The 13,205-nt window shown below is 49.1% G+C and carries 20 protein-coding genes; all 20 read left to right on the forward strand.

Features of this window, described 5'->3' with window-relative positions:
- Window positions 1-11: 11 nt before the first annotated feature.
- Window positions 12-512, forward strand: coding sequence for a 30S ribosomal protein S5 (rpsE, locus tag KNP74_RS13925; protein WP_034817136.1), 501 nt, complete (start codon window positions 12-14; stop codon window positions 510-512).
- A 15-nt stretch (window positions 513-527) separates the two neighbouring features.
- Window positions 528-713 (forward strand): 50S ribosomal protein L30, encoded by a 186-nt coding sequence (rpmD, locus tag KNP74_RS13930; protein WP_214709841.1) that lies wholly within the window; start codon window positions 528-530, stop codon window positions 711-713.
- 31 nt (window positions 714-744) lie between these two features.
- Window positions 745-1,185, forward strand: coding sequence for a 50S ribosomal protein L15 (rplO, locus tag KNP74_RS13935; RefSeq protein WP_021066618.1), 441 nt, complete (start codon window positions 745-747; stop codon window positions 1,183-1,185).
- The gene (secY, locus tag KNP74_RS13940; RefSeq protein WP_138858565.1) at window positions 1,185-2,474 is read left to right on the forward strand and encodes a preprotein translocase subunit SecY; all 1,290 of its coding nucleotides are present in this window, start codon (window positions 1,185-1,187) and stop codon (window positions 2,472-2,474) included. The genes rplO and secY overlap by 1 nt, the downstream gene beginning before the upstream one ends.
- 78 nt (window positions 2,475-2,552) lie before the next feature.
- Complete coding sequence (locus KNP74_RS13945) at window positions 2,553-3,203, forward strand: adenylate kinase (protein ID WP_029594431.1); 651 nt, start codon at window positions 2,553-2,555, stop codon at window positions 3,201-3,203.
- Window positions 3,200-3,958, forward strand: a complete 759-nt coding sequence (gene map, locus KNP74_RS13950; protein WP_034781687.1) for a type I methionyl aminopeptidase — start codon at window positions 3,200-3,202, stop codon at window positions 3,956-3,958. Before KNP74_RS13945 ends, map begins: the two co-directional genes overlap by 4 nt.
- A gap of 105 nt (window positions 3,959-4,063) precedes the next feature.
- A complete protein-coding gene (gene infA, locus KNP74_RS13955) occupies window positions 4,064-4,282 on the forward strand; it encodes a translation initiation factor IF-1 (protein WP_021066622.1) in 219 nt (72 codons plus the stop codon).
- Window positions 4,283-4,312: 30 nt separating this feature from the next.
- Window positions 4,313-4,426 carry a 50S ribosomal protein L36 gene (gene rpmJ / locus KNP74_RS13960; protein ID WP_003156543.1) on the forward strand — a complete coding sequence of 38 codons (114 nt, stop codon included), beginning with the start codon at window positions 4,313-4,315 and terminating at the stop codon, window positions 4,424-4,426.
- A 19-nt stretch (window positions 4,427-4,445) separates the two neighbouring features.
- Window positions 4,446-4,811, forward strand: a complete 366-nt coding sequence (gene rpsM / locus KNP74_RS13965; RefSeq protein ID WP_024372197.1) for a 30S ribosomal protein S13 — start codon at window positions 4,446-4,448, stop codon at window positions 4,809-4,811.
- Between the two features lie 16 nt (window positions 4,812-4,827).
- Window positions 4,828-5,223 (forward strand): 30S ribosomal protein S11, encoded by a 396-nt coding sequence (rpsK, locus tag KNP74_RS13970; protein ID WP_114166700.1) that lies wholly within the window; start codon window positions 4,828-4,830, stop codon window positions 5,221-5,223.
- Window positions 5,224-5,315: 92 nt separating this feature from the next.
- A complete protein-coding gene (locus KNP74_RS13975; protein WP_021066625.1) occupies window positions 5,316-6,260 on the forward strand; it encodes a DNA-directed RNA polymerase subunit alpha in 945 nt (314 codons plus the stop codon).
- 24 nt (window positions 6,261-6,284) lie between these two features.
- Entirely contained in the window at window positions 6,285-6,638 is a 354-nt protein-coding gene (gene rplQ / locus KNP74_RS13980) for a 50S ribosomal protein L17 (RefSeq protein ID WP_012727650.1), read from the forward strand.
- A 69-nt stretch (window positions 6,639-6,707) separates the two neighbouring features.
- On the forward strand, window positions 6,708-7,544 hold the full coding sequence (locus tag KNP74_RS13985) for an energy-coupling factor transporter ATPase (RefSeq protein ID WP_021066626.1): 837 nt from the start codon (window positions 6,708-6,710) through the stop codon (window positions 7,542-7,544).
- Window positions 7,520-8,398, forward strand: coding sequence for an energy-coupling factor transporter ATPase (locus tag KNP74_RS13990; protein ID WP_214764618.1), 879 nt, complete (start codon window positions 7,520-7,522; stop codon window positions 8,396-8,398). The genes KNP74_RS13985 and KNP74_RS13990 overlap by 25 nt, the downstream gene beginning before the upstream one ends.
- Entirely contained in the window at window positions 8,395-9,186 is a 792-nt protein-coding gene (locus tag KNP74_RS13995) for an energy-coupling factor transporter transmembrane component T family protein (RefSeq protein WP_034781681.1), read from the forward strand. The genes KNP74_RS13990 and KNP74_RS13995 overlap by 4 nt, the downstream gene beginning before the upstream one ends.
- The gene (gene truA, locus KNP74_RS14000) at window positions 9,183-9,923 is read left to right on the forward strand and encodes a tRNA pseudouridine(38-40) synthase TruA (protein WP_214764619.1); all 741 of its coding nucleotides are present in this window, start codon (window positions 9,183-9,185) and stop codon (window positions 9,921-9,923) included. Before KNP74_RS13995 ends, truA begins: the two co-directional genes overlap by 4 nt.
- Before the next feature lie 154 nt (window positions 9,924-10,077).
- Entirely contained in the window at window positions 10,078-10,515 is a 438-nt protein-coding gene (rplM, locus tag KNP74_RS14005) for a 50S ribosomal protein L13 (RefSeq protein WP_034781675.1), read from the forward strand.
- Between the two features lie 25 nt (window positions 10,516-10,540).
- Window positions 10,541-10,933 carry a 30S ribosomal protein S9 gene (gene rpsI, locus KNP74_RS14010; protein WP_021066631.1) on the forward strand — a complete coding sequence of 131 codons (393 nt, stop codon included), beginning with the start codon at window positions 10,541-10,543 and terminating at the stop codon, window positions 10,931-10,933.
- 142 nt (window positions 10,934-11,075) lie between these two features.
- Entirely contained in the window at window positions 11,076-12,107 is a 1,032-nt protein-coding gene (locus tag KNP74_RS14015) for an Mrp/NBP35 family ATP-binding protein (protein WP_021066632.1), read from the forward strand.
- Between the two features lie 10 nt (window positions 12,108-12,117).
- On the forward strand, window positions 12,118-12,768 hold the full coding sequence (locus KNP74_RS14020) for a KinB-signaling pathway activation protein (RefSeq protein ID WP_138858568.1): 651 nt from the start codon (window positions 12,118-12,120) through the stop codon (window positions 12,766-12,768).
- The last annotated feature ends 437 nt before the right edge of the window (window positions 12,769-13,205 follow it).

Genomic DNA, 13,205 nt, shown 5'->3' on the forward strand with positions numbered 1-13,205 from the left:
GGGGACACTCGATGCGCCAGTTAGACGTTAACATGGAACAACTCGAAGAACGCGTTGTTACCGTAAACCGCGTCGCGAAAGTCGTGAAAGGTGGCCGTCGCTTCCGTTTCGCCGCTCTCGTCGTCGTAGGTGACAAGAATGGTCACGTCGGTTTCGGTACAGGTAAGGCACAAGAGGTGCCAGAAGCGATCCGCAAGGCTATTGAAGCCGCTAAGAAAAACATGGTTCAAGTACCGATGGTCGGTACAACAATTCCACACGAAATCACAGGAGTATTCGGAGCAGGTCGTGTATTCATGAAACCAGCTTCTGAAGGTACTGGGGTTATCGCAGGTGGACCAGTTCGTGCAGTGCTCGAACTTGCAGGTGTAGGTGACATCCTTTCGAAATCGCTTGGATCTAACACACCAATCAACATCGTCCGTGCGACGGTACAAGGCTTGACAGAGCTTAAAAAAGCAGAGGAAGTTGCTAAACTACGCGGTAAAAGCGTAGAAGAACTTCTTAAATAAGGGAGGGAATTAGACATGGCGAAACTCGCAATCACCCTCACACGCAGCATCATTGGTCGTCCTGAGGATCAGCGTGTAACAGTACGTACACTCGGTCTTCGTAAAATGCATCAGACTGTCGTTGTCCCTGACAACGTAGCGATGCGCGGTATGATCAAAAAGGTGTCGCACCTTGTGACTGTAAACGAAATCAACGAATAATCCAGATTTTATTAAATAAGGAGGTGCCACTATGAAACTCCATGAATTGAAGCCAACTCCAGGTTCGCGTCACGAACGCAACCGTGTCGGTCGCGGTATGGCGACTGGTAACGGTAAAACTTCTGGCCGTGGACATAAAGGTCAAAAAGCTCGTTCGGGCGGTGGCGTTCGTCCAGGATTTGAAGGTGGGCAAAACCCACTTTACCGTCGTCTTCCAAAACGCGGTTTCAACAACCCTACTCGTAAAGAGTATGCAGTTGTTTCCCTAGACACGCTTAACCGTTTCGAAGCAGGTACTGAAGTTACTCCAGAACTCTTAATCGAGACTGGTGTTGTCAGCTCTGCTAAAGACGGAATCAAAGTACTTGCTAACGGCAAGCTTGAAACAAAATTGACTGTTAAAGCCAACAAATTCTCGGGTGCAGCGAAAGAAGCGATCGAAGCAGCTGGCGGTTCAGTTGAGGTGATCTGATGTTTCAGACGATCTCCAATATGTGGCGCGTGAAAGATATTCGACAGCGTATTCTCTTCACACTCGCAATCATCATCATTTTCCGCATCGGGGCCCATATCCCGGTGCCGATGGTGAATACGGATGTGTTGCGTTTTGACTCAGGAGGTCTTCTCGACTTCTTGAACTTGTTTGGAGGAAATGCTTTACAGAACTTCTCCCTGTTCGCAATGGGGATCATGCCGTACATCACGGCATCGATCGTTGTGCAGCTCTTACAAATGGACGTCGTTCCGAAGTTTGCCGAATGGGCAAAACAAGGCGAGTCTGGCCGTAAAAAGCTAGCGACGGTCACGCGCTATGGGACGATCATGTTAGGGTTTATTCAAGCGACATCATTGTCGTTTGGATTTAACCGCCTCTATCCAGGTCTCGTCAATGAGACGTGGGGCACGGCAACCTATTTCGTGATCGCGATCGTACTGACTGCCGGTACGGCGTTCTTGATGTTCCTCGGTGAGATGACGACGGAGAAAGGTGTTGGGAATGGTATTTCCATCATTATCTTCGCCGGTATCGTCGCTGGGTTCCCAAGAATCTTCACGCAGATTTATGAAACGAAGCTCCAAAATGCTGGAGATGCGTTATTCATTAACATCGTTTACTTGGTTGTGCTATTGCTCGTTATCCTTGCGGTGACCATGGGAATCATTTATGTTCAACAGGCTGCTCGCAAAATTCCGATTCAATACGCAAAACGCACGGCGAACCGTACCCCTGTGGGCGGTCAGTCGACGCACTTGCCAATCAAACTAAACGCTGCCGGTGTCATCCCGGTTATCTTCGCGATTTCCTTCATGGTGACACCACCAACTGTTGCAAGCTTCATTGCTTCTCCGGAAACGACGCAGAAGTTGCAGACTTACTTCGATACGACAGCTCCAATCGGAATGTCGATCTACGTAGCGCTCATCATCGCGTTCGCTTACTTCTATACATTCATTCAGGTCAATCCTGAACAGATGGCAGAAAACCTGCAGAAGCAAGGTGGCTATATTCCTGGGATTCGTCCTGGGGCGCAAACAGAACAGTACATCACGAAGTTGCTCTATCGTTTGACATTCTTCGGAGCGATTTTCTTATCGCTCGTAGCGATCATGCCGACAATCTTCATTAAGCTTGCCGGTCTCCCAACTTCGGTGCAAATCGGAGGAACGAGCTTGTTGATCGTCATCGGGGTAGCCCTCGAAACGATGAAACAAATCGAGAGTCAACTCGTAAAACGACACTACAAAGGCTTTATCCGTTAAAGCGGAAGGAAGGGTACACCCTTCCTTCCTGTCGTGTTTACGACGTGTTGTGAAAATCAAAACTGGAGGCTAACTGAGATGAATCTAGTACTCATGGGCTTACCGGGTGCAGGGAAAGGGACTCAAGCGGCTAAAATCGTTGAAGAGTACCAAATCCCACACATTTCGACAGGCGACATGTTTCGTGCGGCAATCAAAGGCGGAACGCCACTCGGCAAAGAAGCAAAATCGTTCATGGATAAAGGCGAACTCGTACCGGATGAGGTAACAATCGGAATCGTACGCGAACGCTTGAGTCAAGATGATACGAAAAACGGCTTCCTGCTCGATGGATTCCCGCGTACTGTTGCTCAAGCAGAGGCACTCGAAAGTTTGCTTAAAGATTTGGGAAAACAGATTGACCATGTCGTGAATATCGATGTGGATGCGGAAATTCTCGTCCCGCGTTTGACAGGTCGTTGGATCTGCCCGACGTGTGGTGCGACATATCACGTGATCTTCAACCCACCTAAAGTGGAAGGCATCTGTGATGTGGATGGGTCGGCTCTCATGCAACGTGAAGACGATAAAGAGGAAACGGTCCGCCGTCGCCTTGACGTCAACATCGAGCAATCGAAACCACTCATTGACTTTTACGCTGAAAAAGGGTATCTTCGTACATTGGATGGAGATCGTCCAATCGATGTCGTATACGCCGATGTCAAAGCGTTACTCGGTGGTACTGAATGATCATCACGAAGACGCCTCGTGAAATAGCGATTATGCGTGAGGCTGGGCAAATTGTTGCTCGAACACACCAGGTGCTCAAAGAGCACATCAAACCAGGTATTACGACGCTTGAGCTCGACCGGATCGCGGAAGAATACATTCGCAGCCAAGGTGCGACACCGTCGTTCAAAGGCTATAACGGGTTTACCGGTAGCGTTTGTGCTTCAGTGAACGAAGAGCTTGTTCATGGGATTCCCGGAAAACGGGTATTGAACGATGGGGATATCATCTCGATCGACATCGGTGCCTACTATAACGGATACCATGGAGATTCCGCTTGGACGTATCCAGTGGGAACAATCTCGGAAGAGACACAGCAGTTACTTGACGTGACTGAAGAAAGTCTGTATAAAGGATTGGAGCACGCTAAGGCTGGACAGCGTTTGACAGACATTTCGCATGCGATTCAAGCGTATGTGGAATCTCATGATTTCTCTGTCGTCCGCGAATACGTCGGTCATGGTGTCGGACAAAATTTGCATGAAGAACCGCAAATTCCGCACTATGGTCCACCGGGGAAAGGGCCGCGCCTGAAGACTGGAATGACGTTAGCCATTGAACCAATGGTCAACGCTGGTCAACGCTATGTTCGGACACTGGCTGACAACTGGACAGTTGTGACAGTGGACGGTAGCATGTGCGCCCACTTTGAGCACACCATCGCCATCACAGACGATGGATACGAGATTTTAACGAAACTCGATTCCGGTGAATGAGGCTCTATTGCTTCGTGCTGATCCGTTACGGATCCTTCTCTCACAGTACAATGCGATAGATCGTCTGTGCTCCTAAATATCTTCATATAGAAAGGGGAATAAATGATGGCGAAACAAGATGTCATTGAAGTGGAAGGCACTGTTGTCGAACCACTTCCAAACGCAATGTTTAAAGTGGAGTTAGAAAACGGCCACACGGTGCTCGCGCACGTCTCAGGGAAAATTCGGATGCACTACATTCGAATCCTTCCAGGTGACCGCGTAACTGTCGAGTTGTCTCCGTACGACTTGACTCGCGGGCGGATTACGTACCGTTACAAGTAACTCCGATTTTTCCAGGAGGAGGGTATAATCATGAAAGTAAGACCGTCGGTAAAACCGATCTGCGAAAAATGTAAAGTTATTCGTCGTAAGGGTAAAGTAATGGTAATTTGCGAAAACCCGAAACACAAACAAAAACAAGGTTAATCTAAGAGGAGGTGCACACATGGCACGTATTGCTGGTGTAGATATTCCACGCGAAAAACGTATCGTTATTTCGCTCACATACATCTTTGGTATTGGTAAAACAAGAGCACAAGAAATTTTGAAGGCTGCAAACGTATCTGAAGATTCACGCACACGTGATCTTACAGAAGACGAAATCAACCGTATCCGTGAAGCAATTGACGGAATTAAAGTTGAAGGTGATCTTCGCCGTGAAGTTTCACTCAACATTAAACGTTTGATCGAGATCGGCGCATATCGCGGTGTTCGTCACCGTCGTAGTCTCCCTGTTCGCGGACAAAACACGAAGAACAACTCGCGTACTCGTAAAGGCCCACGCCGTACAGTAGCGAACAAGAAGAAGTAAAGGAGGGAATTGAACAATGGCGAAACGTAAGCAAAATGTACGTTCAAAACGTAAAGTCAAAAAACATGTTGAAGCCGGTGTGGTACACATCCGCTCTACATTCAACAACACAATCATTACAATCACTGACACGCAAGGTAACGCGATCTCATGGGCTACTTCTGGTAACCTTGGATTTAAAGGATCACGTAAATCGACTCCGTTCGCAGCACAATTGGCTGCTGAAACTGCAGCGAAAGTTGCAATGGACAACGGTATGCGTACAGTAGAAGTTAACGTTAAAGGTCCTGGTGCTGGACGTGAAGCGGCTATCCGTGCCCTCCAAGCTACTGGTCTTGAAGTAACTGCAATCCGTGACGTAACACCAGTTCCGCACAACGGTTGCCGCCCTCCGAAACGTCGCCGCGTATAATCGCTTGTGCGTGTGAAGGGCTTACCTAGCACAAACAGCATATACAATGCAGCTCGCGCTGCATGGCAGGATACACTCAAGGAGGGGTTCAGATGATCGAGATTGAAAAACCAAAGATCGAAACGGTCGAAATCAGCGAGGATGCTACGTTTGGTAAATTCGTGGTGGAACCGCTTGAACGTGGATATGGCACTACTCTCGGCAACTCACTACGTCGAATTCTTTTGTCATCGCTCCCTGGTGCAGCGGTAACAGCGGTTCAAATCGATGGCGTTCTTCATGAGTTCTCTACGATTGACGGAGTCGTCGAAGACGTCACGCAAATCGTATTAAACCTCAAGAAGTTGGCTCTCAAAGTGTACTCGGACGAAGAGAAAACGCTTGAGATTAACGTTTCAAGTGCCGGTGCTGTCACTGCGGCAGACATTACCCATGATAGCGACGTTGAAATCTTGAATCCTGAGCTCCACATCGCGACTCTCGCTGATAACGCGACGCTTCGCATGCGTTTGACTGCTCGCCGTGGTCGTGGTTACGTCCAGGCAGAAGATAACAAACGTGATGATATGCCGATTGGCGTTATTCCAATCGATTCGATCTACACACCGATTCAACGCGTGAACTACGAAGTAGATAAAACACGTGTCGGTCAAGATGCTAGCTTCGATAAGCTTCTATTAGACGTGTGGACAGATGGTTCAATCCGTCCGGAAGAAGCGGTATCGCTCGGGGCGAAAATTTTGACAGAACACTTGAACATCTTTGTTGGCTTGACTGACGAGGCTCTCAATGCAGAAATTATGGTCGAGAAAGAAGAAGACCAAAAAGAAAAAGTACTCGAAATGACGATCGAAGAACTCGATCTCTCAGTTCGTTCGTACAACTGCTTGAAGCGCGCAGGTATCAACACTGTTCAAGAACTCGCAAACAAATCAGAGGAAGAGATGATGAAAGTTCGTAACCTCGGACGTAAATCACTCGAAGAAGTTCAACTCAAGTTGGACGAGCTCGGTTTGGGCTTGCGTAAAGAAGACTAAGTTCAACCGAAGGAGGGAAATGTAATGGCTTATTCGAAACTCGGCCGTACAAGCTCACAACGTAAGGCACTTTTACGTGATCTTGCAACTGACCTTATTATCAACGAGCGCATTCAAACAACTGAACAAAAAGCGAAGGAACTTCGCCCAGTCGTTGAAAAATTGATCACTCTTGGGAAACGTGGCGATCTTCATGCCCGTCGTCAAGTAGCTTCATTCGTTCGTAAAGAGAACGCTGGAGAAAAAGACGCAATCCAAAAATTGTTCGAAGACGTGGCACCACGCTACGCTGAACGTCAAGGTGGATACACACGCATCATGAAAGTCGGCCCACGCCGCGGTGACGGTGCAGAAGTCGTAATCATCGAACTCGTCTAATTCATTAGGCAGTCAACAGGGCATGCGGTGACGTATTGCCCTGTTTCCACATCGGAAAGGAGTCGGCAGATGGAATCTCAAATTATGGTACGCGATATCGTGTTTCGTTACCCGGGACAAACCGAGCCAGCCTTAAACGGGCTGTCACTCGACGTATACAAAGGGGAATGGCTCGCTATCGTTGGCCATAACGGTTCTGGCAAGTCGACTTTGACGAAGTTGTGGAATGGGCTTTTGCTTCCTCAAGAAGGAGAAGTCCGGGTTGAGACACTCGATCCAACGGACGCCACAGACGTGTGGGACGTTCGGAAACGGATCGGTGTCGTCTTCCAAAATCCTGACAACCAGTTTGTCGGGGCGACCGTGCGCGATGATGTGGCATTTTCTCTCGAAAACATGGGACTTCCACGTCAAGAAATGGTTCGTCGAATTGATGACAGTCTAGCGCGCGTTGGATTATCGGAACTAGCGGACCGTGAACCGCATCAGTTATCCGGTGGACAAAAGCAGCGCGTTGCGATTGCTTCGGCACTCGCAATGCGCCCGCATGTCCTCGTGCTCGATGAAGCTACCTCAATGCTCGACCCGATTGGGCGCAAAGAGGTGATTGAAACGGTACAACAGCTCGTCTCAGAAGGGATGACCGTTGTCGCCATTACCCACGAGCTCGACGAAGTGTTGTTTGCCGACCGTATCATTGCATTGTCAAAAGGCAAGATTGCGATGACCGGCACACCCGAAGACGTGTTTCAAAATCCGGAGGCGTTACGAGCTATCCAGCTCGACGTACCGTTTATTGTCCGGATGCAACTCGAACTGAAGGAACGGGGCATACCACTCGATCGTCTGATGCTACAACATTCGGAGTTGGTGAACCATCTATGCCGATTAGCATTGAAGAAGTGACTTACCAATATCAATTGAATACTCCGTTTGAACGAACCGCGCTGCGCGATGTGAATGTAATGATTCCGTCGGGGGCGCTTGTTGCGTTTCTTGGCCATACTGGGTCAGGCAAGTCAACGCTCGTTCAACATATGAACGGACTGCTGCGACCGACAAAAGGGCGTGTCGTCGTCGATGACATCGAAGTCCGTGCGATTACGAAGCGTCGCGACAAAAAGCAAAACCTGCTACCGCTTCGGCGCCGCGTTGGGCTCGTCTTTCAATATCCGGAGCATCAACTATTTGAAGAGACGGTCGAACGCGACGTCATGTTTGGTCCACGAAACTTTGGGGCGTCTGAAGACGAAGCGAAAGAGCGGGCTCATGCTGCGTTGCGCCTCGTCGGCCTGGATGAAACGTTATGGGGCCGTTCCCCGTTCGATCTCTCGGGCGGACAGATGCGTCGCGTCGCCATTGCCGGCGTGCTCGCTAGTCGACCTGACGTTCTCGTCGTAGATGAGCCGACGGCCGGACTCGACCCGCTCGGCCGTCGTGAGATGCTGGCGTTATTCAAACGGCTAAAACAAGAACTCGATTTGACGCTCATTCTCGTTTCGCACGATATGGACGACGTGTTAGCGTACGCAGAACGAGTCGTCGTCATGGAACGGGGCGAGGTCGCCTTTGATGGGAATCCATTTGACTTGTTCAAAGATGAGGCGCTTGTCAAAGGGCTCCAGCTTGAAATCCCGCATGTGCTTCGCTTCGCGAGTGAGCTTGCCCCTGCGTTCGGTGTCACGACACCGGACTTACGGACCGAAGGCGAATTGGCGGACTGGATCGCGCTCGAATTGAGAAAGGGGAGAGCGACATGATCATCGGACAGTACATTCCCGGACATTCATGGCTCCATACACTTGATGCGCGAGCCAAGACGTTGTTCATCCTCGGCTTCATTCCAATCGTCTTTTTGGCTGATAACTTATGGACGAACGTGTTCTTGCTCGGCTTTACCTTGTTCGCCGTGAGACTGTCTCAATTGTCATGGCGGTATTTATGGAATGGATTGAAGATGATTTTATTCCTCATCATTTTTACACTGTTGTTGCAACTGTTCTTTAACCGGGACGGGACGGAGTTGATTGCATTCGGTCCGTTCGCGATTTATTCGGAAGGCGTCCGGATGGGCTTGATCGTCTCGCTCCGTTTCTTCTATCTAGTCATGTTGACGACACTCGTCACGCTGACGACCACACCGATGGAACTGACCGATTCGATTGAAGCAGGGCTCCGCCCCCTCGAACGATTCCGAGTGCCTGCCCATGAGATCGCCCTCATGCTGTCGATCTCGCTCCGGTTCCTTCCGACCTTGGCCGACGAGACCGATCGCATCATGAAGGCTCAGCAGGCGCGAGGCGTCGATTTGAAGAGCGGTCCGCTCAAGGATCGCTTGAAGGCAGTCGTCCCGCTCATGATCCCATTGTTTGTGTCGGCGTTTAAACGTGCTGAGGACCTCGCTACGGCAATGGAGGCCCGCGGGTACCGTGGGGGTGAAGGACGGACGCGCTTGCGTGAGATGACGTGGCACCGTCGTGACACGGTGTTACTCATCATCTTCGTGGTCATCACACTCATCTTGATTGGATTGCGAGGGATAGGATGAAGCGAATTAAATTGACGATTGCGTATGATGGAACGAACTATGCCGGTTATCAGGTCCAACCGAACGGAAATACGGTTCAAGCCGAAGTAGAGGGTGTGCTGGCGCGGATGCATAGTCAGACCGTCAAAGTAGTGGCCTCGGGTCGTACGGACGCCCGTGTGCATGCTCGGGGGCAAGTGCTACACTTCGATACGCACCTCGCTATGCCAACCGACCGGTTCGTCAAAGCGCTGAATGCGATGTTGCCCGATGATATTCTTGTCCGATCCGCCGAAGAGGTCGATACGTCGTTTCACGCGCGTTACGGGGCAAAACGGAAAGAGTATCGCTATTTCTTCCGAAGCGACGCGGACCCGTTCCGGCGCCACCATGCTGTAACGGTCACGTACACGCTCGACCATGAGCGGATCCGACAGGCGCTACGCATGCTCGTCGGGACTCACGACTTCACCTCCTTTTCAGTGACGAAGGCTGAGGTAGAGGATCGTGTCCGCACAATCTATGAAGCGGAGCTCGTCGAAGCGGGCGATGAGATGTATATTCGTTTCGTCGGCTCGGGCTTTCTTTATAACCAAGTCCGTATTATGGTAGGGACGTTGTTAGAGGTCGGGCGTGGGAAATATGAGCCGGCAGACGTGAGCCGGATGCTCGCCTCAAAAGACCGGCGTAGCGCTGGGATTACAGCCCCACCGCACGGTCTATACTTGTGGAATGTGAATTATGAAAAAGTAGATTGACATTCCCTCTATAAAATCGTATTATATTCATTGGCATTTCATTTTCACATTGAGAGATGAACCACAATCTTAGCCCCGTAAACTAGGATTATGATAAAGCATCAAACAAGCACTAAAAAAATTAAGCAAACAGACATTTTAGGAGGTATTCCACATGCGCACGACATTCATGGCAAAAGCATCTGAAGTAGAACGCAAATGGCTCCTTATCGACGCAGAAGGCAAAACACTTGGTCGTTTGACTAGTGAAGTAGCATCACTTCTTCGCGGTAAGCACAAGCCGACTTTCACACCAAACGTTGATTGCGGAGACCACGTCATCATCATCAACGCTGAGAAAATCCACTTGACTGGTAACAAAATGAACGACAAGATTTACTACCGTCATTCAGGTCATCCAGGCGGTTTGAAATCACAAACTGCAAAAGAGCTTCTCGCAAAACGCCCAGAGCGTATGCTTGAACTCGCAATCAAAGGGATGCTTCCAAAAGGATCACTTGGTCGTCAATCATTCACTAAACTCCACGTTTACGCTGGAGCTGAGCACAACCACGCAGCACAAAAACCAGAAGTTTACGAACTTCGCGGTTAATCGGGACACAGGGAGGAACTAAACGATGGCAGATGTACGTTACTACGGAACAGGCCGCCGCAAACACTCGGTGGCTCGCGTTCACCTCGTTGCAGGTGACGGCAAAGTTGTTGTAAATGGCCGTGATATTTCAGAATACTTCGGACATGAGACTTTGATCATGATGGCAAAATCACCACTCGTATTGACTGAAACAGAAGGTAAATACGATGTAATCGTTAACGTTAACGGTGGTGGATTCACTGGACAAGCTGGAGCAATTCGCCACGGCGTATCACGTGCGCTTCTTCAAGCGGACCCAGAATTCCGTCCAAGCCTCAAAGAAAAAGGCTTCTTGACTCGTGACGCTCGCATGAAAGAACGTAAAAAATACGGTCTTAAAGCTGCACGTCGCGCACCACAATTCTCGAAGCGTTAATCTTCGAACAATTTGGTTCAAACTCTCTGCCCATCGGGGTAGAGAGTTTTTTTGTTACTCATGAAATTGTTGATTTCCATTCCCTCAAGAAAACGCTTTTTTTGATATACTGTTAGCGAGACAGAAATTAGGGGGAAACCACATGCTTACAGTAGAACAAGTTCGTGAAGAATTGGCGGGGTTGATCGATCCAACAATCAACCGTACGCTTGGAGATACAGCTGGCGTGAAGGATATTCGCATTAAAGAAGATTATGTCAGTGTAAAAGTGGCACTCGGTCAAACCGGGAGCGGCGAGCAACTCCAACTTCAACAAGAGATTGTCACGTTGCTCAAAGGAAAAGGATTCAAGACGGTCGGTCTTCGCTTCGAGGCGCTCAATGACGAAAGTTTGAAAGAAGCGACGAAGCCAGCTATTCTCCGTGAAAATGCTGGCACGACATTTATTGCGATTGCTTCGGGCAAAGGTGGCGTCGGGAAATCGACAGTCTCGGTCAACTTGGCAGTCGCGCTAGCGCGGGCAGGGAAGAAGGTCGGATTGATTGATGCGGATATTTACGGCTTCAGTGTACCTGACATGCTCGGGATTGAAGAGCGGCCGGTCGTCCGTGGCGAGAAAATCATTCCTGTCGAGCGTTTCGGCGTGAAAGTGATTTCGATGGGCTTCTTTGTAGAAGATAACGCTCCAGTCATCTGGCGTGGACCAATGCTCGGGAAGATGCTTAATAACTTCTTCAACGATGTTGAGTGGGGCGACCTAGACTACTTGCTCCTCGATTTGCCGCCAGGGACGGGTGATGTCGCCCTCGATATTCATTCGATGCTCCCGGCATGTCAAGAGTTGATCGTCACGACGCCACACGCAACAGCTGCTTTTGTCGCTGCGCGTGCTGGGGCAATGGCCATCAAGACAAACCACAAAGTGCTTGGTATCATCGAAAACATGGCGTATTTTGAAAGTAAAGTGACAGGGGAGAAAGAGTACGTCTTCGGCTATGGCGGCGGCGAAAAATTGTCTGAAGCGTTGAAGAGCAAATTGCTCGCGCAAATTCCGCTCGGTCAGCCGTATGAGAATGAAGAAGACTTTGCACCATCGGTTTACCGAGATGGGCATCCGTTTGAGAAGACATACGACGGACTAGCGCAAGCGGTCATTCAACAGATAGAAGGGTAATGGTTTAGAGATGAAGGTACAAGGATTTTTAAGGTTATTTTGGACGACGCTCGTCTTCGGGACGTTGTTTGGGTTCGTCATGAACTTGCTGGCCAATCCTGGCTATTTAGTGAGTCAATCGTGGGAAGCGATTGTGACGGCACTCAGTTACTCGAGCACATGGACCGGGATTAGCATGATGGGCTTCTTCGCCTACTTGATTGTCCACCGGGTCGGTTTGGATTTGTTCCGTGGTCCAAAACTATGGAATCGTGTACAAGTGCTGTTAATCGCCTTCGCACTATTTGATGCGGTTTACCTTCGTATGCTCGCTTTTGGTAACGATCATATGTGGCGGTATATCGGGGAGATGGTCGTGTTAGTGATCGTTTCATGGATTATCGCAACGAGTAAGGCGAAACAGACGAACGCGAGTGCGTTCATCCCGACGCTCTTCTTGATGATCGTTATAACATTGATCGAATGGATTCCAGCCCTCCAGGCGACGGATGAGATTGCGCTCTTGTGGCCAGCGTTAGCGACGCTCGTATTTGCTAACGCGTATCAAGTATTGATGCTACATCGATTCCAAGCGCCTGCTCAAGCAGAGGATGCCAAACCATCGACGAAGAATCAGGCTAAAGCTAAATCTAAGAAGCGGGTGTCTTCTAAATCGTCCTAACATCAATAGGAACGGAAGCACTCGATAGTTACACTCTTCAACAACGTAGCGTCGCCCTAGGTGGGAGGACTCTACGTTGTTTTTATGTGAGGAAAGTCGGTTTTCAACGTTGGAAAAAAGATTCCCGAAGAAAATAAAGTTTTTTTAGAAAAACAGTTGACGAAAATGCGGGGCGCTGATATATTAATAAACGTCGCTGCTGTTCAAATCTGAACAACAGAAAGCGGATGAAAAAAATAATAAAAAACGGTTGACTTTCAAAAGTCAAATCGCTATTATTAAAAAGTCGCTAACACGACAGACACTTGGTCTTTGAAAACTGAACGATGAGGCAAAAAAGTTTTACATTTTTTGAATGAAGCGCAAGCTTCGTCATTTTTAAAGAGCTATATCAAATTCTTTGGAGAGTTTGATCCTGGCTCAGGACGAACGCTGGC

This window comes from Exiguobacterium sp. s141 (assembly GCF_018618085.1).
Classification (GTDB): domain Bacteria; phylum Bacillota; class Bacilli; order Exiguobacteriales; family Exiguobacteriaceae; genus Exiguobacterium; species Exiguobacterium mexicanum_A.

Coding starts and splice junctions, on each gene's coding strand:
- rpsE (WP_034817136.1), top strand. CDS start 12: ATGCGCCAGTTAGACGTTAACATGGAACAACTCGAAGAACGCGTTGTT.
- infA (WP_021066622.1), top strand. CDS start 4,064: ATGGCGAAACAAGATGTCATTGAAGTGGAAGGCACTGTTGTCGAACCA.
- rpsM (WP_024372197.1), top strand. CDS start 4,446: ATGGCACGTATTGCTGGTGTAGATATTCCACGCGAAAAACGTATCGTT.
- rplM (WP_034781675.1), top strand. CDS start 10,078: ATGCGCACGACATTCATGGCAAAAGCATCTGAAGTAGAACGCAAATGG.
- KNP74_RS13975 (WP_021066625.1), top strand. CDS start 5,316: ATGATCGAGATTGAAAAACCAAAGATCGAAACGGTCGAAATCAGCGAG.
- rpmD (WP_214709841.1), top strand. CDS start 528: ATGGCGAAACTCGCAATCACCCTCACACGCAGCATCATTGGTCGTCCT.
- rpmJ (WP_003156543.1), top strand. CDS start 4,313: ATGAAAGTAAGACCGTCGGTAAAACCGATCTGCGAAAAATGTAAAGTT.
- KNP74_RS13985 (WP_021066626.1), top strand. CDS start 6,708: ATGGAATCTCAAATTATGGTACGCGATATCGTGTTTCGTTACCCGGGA.
- rpsK (WP_114166700.1), top strand. CDS start 4,828: ATGGCGAAACGTAAGCAAAATGTACGTTCAAAACGTAAAGTCAAAAAA.
- rplQ (WP_012727650.1), top strand. CDS start 6,285: ATGGCTTATTCGAAACTCGGCCGTACAAGCTCACAACGTAAGGCACTT.
- rplO (WP_021066618.1), top strand. CDS start 745: ATGAAACTCCATGAATTGAAGCCAACTCCAGGTTCGCGTCACGAACGC.
- rpsI (WP_021066631.1), top strand. CDS start 10,541: ATGGCAGATGTACGTTACTACGGAACAGGCCGCCGCAAACACTCGGTG.
- KNP74_RS13995 (WP_034781681.1), top strand. CDS start 8,395: ATGATCATCGGACAGTACATTCCCGGACATTCATGGCTCCATACACTT.
- map (WP_034781687.1), top strand. CDS start 3,200: ATGATCATCACGAAGACGCCTCGTGAAATAGCGATTATGCGTGAGGCT.
- KNP74_RS14015 (WP_021066632.1), top strand. CDS start 11,076: ATGCTTACAGTAGAACAAGTTCGTGAAGAATTGGCGGGGTTGATCGAT.
- KNP74_RS13990 (WP_214764618.1), top strand. CDS start 7,520: ATGCCGATTAGCATTGAAGAAGTGACTTACCAATATCAATTGAATACT.
- secY (WP_138858565.1), top strand. CDS start 1,185: ATGTTTCAGACGATCTCCAATATGTGGCGCGTGAAAGATATTCGACAG.
- KNP74_RS13945 (WP_029594431.1), top strand. CDS start 2,553: ATGAATCTAGTACTCATGGGCTTACCGGGTGCAGGGAAAGGGACTCAA.
- KNP74_RS14020 (WP_138858568.1), top strand. CDS start 12,118: ATGAAGGTACAAGGATTTTTAAGGTTATTTTGGACGACGCTCGTCTTC.
- truA (WP_214764619.1), top strand. CDS start 9,183: ATGAAGCGAATTAAATTGACGATTGCGTATGATGGAACGAACTATGCC.